The 6,000-nt window shown below is 59.2% G+C and carries 5 protein-coding genes; 4 read left to right on the top strand and 1 reads right to left on the bottom strand.

What is annotated here, in order from left to right; all coding sequences use genetic code 11:
• Positions 1-791: 791 nt before the first annotated feature.
• Both A3AS_RS44000 and A3AS_RS0129395 read left to right on the top strand, forming a co-directional pair.
• The gene (locus A3AS_RS44000) at positions 792-1,658 is read left to right on the top strand and encodes a sensor domain-containing diguanylate cyclase (RefSeq protein ID WP_198293739.1); all 867 of its coding nucleotides are present in this window, start codon (positions 792-794) and stop codon (positions 1,656-1,658) included.
• Positions 1,655-1,966 (top strand): PilZ domain-containing protein, encoded by a 312-nt coding sequence (locus A3AS_RS0129395; protein ID WP_026202484.1) that lies wholly within the window; start codon positions 1,655-1,657, stop codon positions 1,964-1,966. The genes A3AS_RS44000 and A3AS_RS0129395 overlap by 4 nt, the downstream gene beginning before the upstream one ends.
• Positions 1,967-2,605: 639 nt before the next feature.
• Here the strand turns inward: A3AS_RS0129395 and A3AS_RS50160 are convergent.
• Positions 2,606-2,926, bottom strand: coding sequence for a hypothetical protein (locus tag A3AS_RS50160; protein WP_312014219.1), 321 nt, complete (start codon positions 2,924-2,926; stop codon positions 2,606-2,608).
• 1,679 nt (positions 2,927-4,605) lie between these two features.
• Between A3AS_RS50160 and A3AS_RS47750 the strand changes: the two genes are divergently transcribed.
• Entirely contained in the window at positions 4,606-4,863 is a 258-nt protein-coding gene (locus A3AS_RS47750) for a hypothetical protein (RefSeq protein ID WP_157644428.1), read from the top strand.
• 667 nt (positions 4,864-5,530) lie between these two features.
• Positions 5,531-5,890 (top strand): hypothetical protein, encoded by a 360-nt coding sequence (locus A3AS_RS45745; protein WP_018321079.1) that lies wholly within the window; start codon positions 5,531-5,533, stop codon positions 5,888-5,890.
• Positions 5,891-6,000 lie beyond the last annotated feature (110 nt).

Raw genomic sequence — 6,000 nt, 5'->3', positions numbered from 1 at the left:
GCCTTCAGGACTTTGTCTGGCAATCAGAAGCTGTTTCCGCATTTCAGCGAGGCGGGCGCGGCAGTATTCGCGATAGAGCAGGTTGAATATGGCGGGCATGGGGCCCCCATCGTTTGAGTATCGCTATGAGATATTCCGAGTTTCTAAGCCCCAGCGATGCTGCCCGATGTGAGCCCATCCACAGGCTGCGTCAAACTTCAAAGGATGATCAGCTAACTTGCTTATCGGTGCAAAAACGGAACAGGGCTAGTTACCTAAAATTAGCATAGCAGCCTTCTGTTTCAGCAAAACTTCGTCAAACAACTAAGATCGCTGCTGCGCGAATAAAAATCCAACCACAGCGCGAAATGAATTACCACTGGATGCAAGCACCGTTGGCTGGCCGGCGGCTAAGAGTGTCCGAACAATTGGCGATACGTCTCTCTTCCAGCAACGCATAGGCGAAAGCGCCTCCGGGTTCTACAGATCACATCTCCGTTCGATGGTCTGATCAAGTACGTCGGTTACGAGCAGACTTCAAACCACCCTTTGGTCGTCACCGTGGCCAAGTCGGAGGCTGAAGTTTTGGAGAGCTGGCGCACTGATCTTGCCTCCGACGCTCTGATTGCTGGGATACTTTTGGCAGTGGTCGTTGGAGTTGCATGCCTGCTGAACGCCCAATTACGGTTCGGTGCGAGGGTCGAACGCTCCTTGCAAGAACGAGAGGATCGCTTCCGGCTCCTCGAGGACAACATCGCCGACATCGTGATCGTTATGGATAAAAAGGGAACGTTCGCTACGTGTCGCCTTCCGTGGTTACCGTGCTGGATACTTGTGAAGATGCCTTTCTCTGCAGATTGTGCCTCGATGTCGTCCACGAAGATGATCGTGATAGAGTGATCGATGCGAGTAAGCAATTGAAGGAGGAGGCGGCCTCTCCGTCCGTGCGCTTCCGGATGCGGCGCGCGACTGGTTCTATCGTGTGGTTAGAGGCCCACTTCAAGATCGCTGAGCGTTTCTCTTCGGCCGATGCGGAGATTGTGGGCGTCCTCGGGGATGTCACGAAGCAGAAGGAGATGGAAGACGAATTGTCCAAGGCGAACTTGAAGTTGGCCCAGCTCGCAATGACGGACGGGCTAACCAAACTGGCAAACCGGCGCAGCTTCGATGCATTTTTGCGAGATGCCTACGCTGCGCATGATGTTGTCTCGGTTCTCCTTATCGACATCGACCACTTCAAGGAATTCAACGACGGTTTGGGCCATCCAGCGAGTGATGCATGCCTGCAACAGGTTGCTGAAGTGATTGGCCGCGCAACGGCGAATACGAGAGGCTTCTCGGCGCGTTATGGTGGGGAGGAGTTCGCAGTAATACTCCCAGGGGGCACTGAGGAGAAAGCAGCGAGGGTCGCCGATGCCATTCGACTGTTGGTTCAGCGTCTGAAGATTCGTCACCCTCGGTCACCAACTTCTCGCGTGGCTGTTAGCGTCGGCGTGGCGCAAAAAAACCACGCCACGTCCGATGAATTCACATTACTCAGCGACGCTGACATCGCTCTTTACCATGCCAAGAAGCGAGGCAGGAACTGCACAGTGGTCAGTTCGACTACCGCCAGTCGCGCTGCCGATGCGCCGCGCCTCGCTCCATCTCTGGCCAGCCTGCAGAGGACGACAGAGTGAAGCCGAACAAACGAGGAGCACGGCGAATCGAATTCGCCCGTCCCTTTACCGCCAACATTATGGCGTTTGACGGTTCTTGGCAGCGGGCCTGCACTGTCAAAGACGTGTCTGATACGGGGGCGAGGCTCATTGTTGACGCCTCAGATCACGGTCTGCCTCTGAAAGAGTTCTTTCTCGTGCTTTCCGCGACCGGATTGGCTTACGGGCGATGTGAGGTGGCCTGGGTGAACGGTACGGAGGCCGGCGTGACGTTTCTGAAGCAAGCCAACGGAAACCGGAAGCTCAATCGAGCTACGGCCCAACAGTAGTGTGCTCCCTCGGAAGCCAATGAGCGAATCGCGGCAACGGGGCCGGTCTAAGGCCGCCGGCTAGCGGAGCAGGGCGTGGTCTCGCTCAGCAAACGGGCGAGATCGAGCCCGCCCGACGCAAGCTCAACCCAGCGCTGTCGCCCCCGCCCGTTCAGAACGCGCAGCCTCTTTCATCGCGGAGCTCGACCACAAGGCAGTTCTCATTCCCGCCTTGATCAAAAATGTGAGCGCGCCCTTCGGTGGCAGAGGTGCCGCCTTCTGGCCCTTCTGCGAATTGAGCATCGGCGGACGAAAGTCCGGCATTACATTAGAGCTGACCTGATTGCTCAGCCTGAGTTTTTCGCAGCTTGAACCGAAGCGGACAATGACGCTTTCGCATTTTTGGACTTAACTGCCTGACCTTGGCCGGGATGCTGCGAGAGATTGGCGGCACGGCACGTTGGGCGCACAGCGTAAGATCGGTCAACACGGGACGAGCGGCTTCGGTCGCTCCTTTCGTTGCTCCGCTGCCGGCCCTGCGAGCAACAGCGGCGACATCTTTCCGCTCGCGTATGCTTCTGCCGACCCCCTCGGTGCGGCCGATCGCGGTGCTTCGAAACCAGCCCCTCAAGGCCCATGCGGCAAGCAGCGCGGAATAGGTCAGGCCCGATCTCGCCTCGTTCGAACGGTGCCACGCTGATCCCGTCTGGTCGGCGCGCTAGCAGCTGCTGCAGATTTGCTTTGCGCAGGTGGAGGGGCAAGGAGCGCAAGTCGTCGCCGCCGCCCATTGAAGGCATAGAGCTGCACCTCGTGGTCGAATTGCCGGCTGTGCAGCGCGTTGAAGTCGCTGATGCCGTCCACCCCAAGAATGACGGCCTCGCCATCGATCACAAAGCGCTTCTGCCGGTTCTTCAGCGCCGCTTCGGCAATCCAGGGGTAGCTTTTGGTCCAGTCGGTGCCGTTGCGGGAAAGCAGGCGCATTCGGGTATCCTCCCGGATGACCAGCATCCGGTAGCCGTCGTGCTTTACTTTCGTGGATCCAATCCGGCCCGGGCGGGACCTGCTTGGCGGCGGTAGCAAGGCAGAGCTCGTACGCCATACGCATGCCACCGAAGATAGATTTCGCCCCGCGCTTTCCGGTCGGGAACAAGTGGCAATCCCGCGGATTATGCCTTTGCTTCGGTCTCCCAACCCAGCCCTTGAGCCGGAGCAATCCCCATCGGCCCCGGCAGTTGCCCCTGCTGGGGCCGCCGTTTTTGTTGGCCACAAGCCCAATTACCAAAACGGCCGGCCACAGCAAACCGGCTGCCGGTTATGCTAGTAAGAAGACGTGCCGCGCCGATCGTGCGGAACGTCGCGGCATAGGCCGCAGGGGTCGTGCCAGAGCGGCTTCTGCGCCTTTTCTGTTTCCCGGCAGAGCTGTAGGAGTTTGGACACACTCCGGGAATGTTGGGAAATGGAAGGAACAGCAGGTCGGAGATGTGCTTATGTTGGCGGTGACGGCCTCAATCCCACGAGGCAGGAGCCTGTCCGGAGGCCCCAGCATCATCATGCCCCCCGGCCTGATGCTGGGGCCGCTACGGGAGTTTTATCTGTACGAGGCGTCGGTTGGACGAGACTTGGAGAGTCCTTTTCGCGCTTAGTGCGACGGCAGTCGTCGCCGTTGGCTCCTTCTTCGCCATCCGTTTTATTATCGGTTTGCACCTCTGATTTCGATCTCAGTTGATCGATAGTCCGGTAGCCCACGATGGCAAGTCGTCCATCACCACGATCAAAGTCGGGGCGAATGTCGGCGCCGCGAGCACCGCAGCCCTGGCACACGAACCGCGGCTCGAGATCTGACAGCCGGATTTCATCGGGCCAACTGTCCGCATTGATCGCAACGTGGTGCCCGCAATGGCAGTAGACCAGGACGCCGCTCAAGCCCATTTCTCGCATCTCGCGGAACGTGATCTTCAGCGGGCGACCGTCAGCGTGCGTGGGCGTGTGGCGTCGGACACGGCGAGGCATGCCGTCATCAAAGCGGCATCGTAAGTAGCTCGCAAATTATCGATTTGTAGGGGCTCGGAAGATCCGTGACCTACTTCCCATCGTGGGTGTGGAAAAGCAAAGAGAGCGCGATCAAGGGCGCCGCTTATGTCCAAAGGGATACAGACCCGATTGCCGAATTTTCCTAGAGCTTAGGGGACCTCGGCACCACCCCATTACTGTCGAGGCCTCCAACGGCGCCGGCGGGTTGTGCTAGGGCCTTTTTTTGCGGCATCAATAATGAGCGCGCGTCGTTCCGGTCGCGGGAGTGGAGAACGCGCTATTCGATCCCAGGATCGTGTTGCTGACCTTTCACGACGATCGCCAGGAGGCCAAGCACAGCGGCCGCAATCAGCAGCAGAACAGAGCCGATGAACCAGAGACCAATCACGGCGCGCCTCCGGTGAACATATCACGAAGATTGCCGATAGGTATCTGAAGGACGGGCCTAAGGGTGGGACGACGCTGCCGACATCGGCTGCACACCTCGCCAAAGAAACCGGGCGGTTTTACGGAGCGATCAGGTTATGTGGAGCGCGGCTCCGAAGGCGAGGATTACAGCCGGTTTCGGGCGGCCCATTGGGCGCAGGCCCTGTGTGCGTGTAATGATAATCGCAGAGTTGAGATAGACCGTGCTGGTCTGGGCTCTCGCGCCCCGTTCGCCGCGGCTCGAAACAACACTGGGCTTGCGCTCGCTGAACGCTGTCAGACGGTTATTGCTCGCGGCGCAGAGTTTTCTGGGATATCGGCAGCACCGCAACAATACCGCGACCAAGGGCAGCTTCGATGGACCGGCTTGTGGCCCGGAGGACGCCCTTATTTCCACGCTAGACCGCCACACATTGCCGCTGCGCTCGGCGATCATCTCGGGGTATTGGAAGCCAGCTTAGACGGTCGGACCGCGCGCGAGATTGGCGCCGCGAACGGCTGGGGCGATGGCACGGCTGGGGAGAGGAGGGCTGTGCGCGCTCAAGACAATGCTTTGGCTGCGTTGGCTTCGATGGAGAAAAAGCTGGCAGCCTAACAATGAAACCATGGTCCAGCCTCATTTGAGACTGGAATCGCCGATCAACATCACCCCGCGTTATAAGCGGGGGACGGCGAGACGTGGCGAACGAGCGGCGACGTAATGTCTATGCTGCGCAGATCTTGGTCGACGGCAGTCCTCTGCGGTGCAAGGTCCGCCACCTCACGAATTGCTCTGCCATAGTCCAGATCGATAACGCGCCTTTCGTGCCCGCGGCTTTCGGCCTGCGCGTTCCAAGTACTGGCTTGGATATTGATTGCTCGGTTGTATGGCGGGATGCGCGCCATATCGCTGTGAAGTTTCTGAACTAGCAGCCTGCTTTTTCGTCGACGCGCGTCCCTGCCTTCAAGTGGGACCGTATTGACATGAAGGGATGTTGATCCCGACGTGACGTGCAGATTTTGGCGCGCCGGCCCACTACCGGCGTCGCCCATTTTTCCGGCCCAGTGCCGTGAGCCGCTTGGCGGCTCCTTTTTAAATCACCTAGTCGCAAGCGCGATCTCTTATTTCTGAAAGGAGAGCGGCCCGCTATGGCCAAACACACCACCGTGCTCGACGTTGTCGAGCGTCACCTACAATTCCCTCGCAGTCGCAGCGGCGGCGTTAGCAGACGATTGCAGGAAAACGGCCTCCTGCCGACAGGCCTACGGACCGCTGCACCAGATCTGGACGAAGACCAAGTAATCGATCTCGTGATTGCGTTGGCGTCCGACGTCACCTTGCACGAAGCGGCGGACGCGGTGCGCGCGTTTCACCGAATGACTCCTGGCGGTGTTCATCTCGAAGGCGCACCTCAAACTATTCCGAACGCTCCGATCGCGGTGTCGATCTTAGTTGAGGATGCCCGCGCTGGCGTAGCCGCCCCAATGCAGGAACGTTCGGTAGCGTGACGATCGGCGGGCTGGTCAGGCTTCGCGCAACACACGCAGGTCGATGCTGACGAGATCCGGATCTAGCTGCTGAAGCGTTGGCCGGACGAGGTCGTTGGCGGCGCCCCCGC

This window comes from Bradyrhizobium sp. WSM2793, assembly GCF_000379585.1.
Classification (GTDB): domain Bacteria; phylum Pseudomonadota; class Alphaproteobacteria; order Rhizobiales; family Xanthobacteraceae; genus Bradyrhizobium.
The sequence above is the reverse complement of the archived record's forward strand: the minus strand, read 5'-3'. Positions and strand labels throughout refer to the sequence as shown.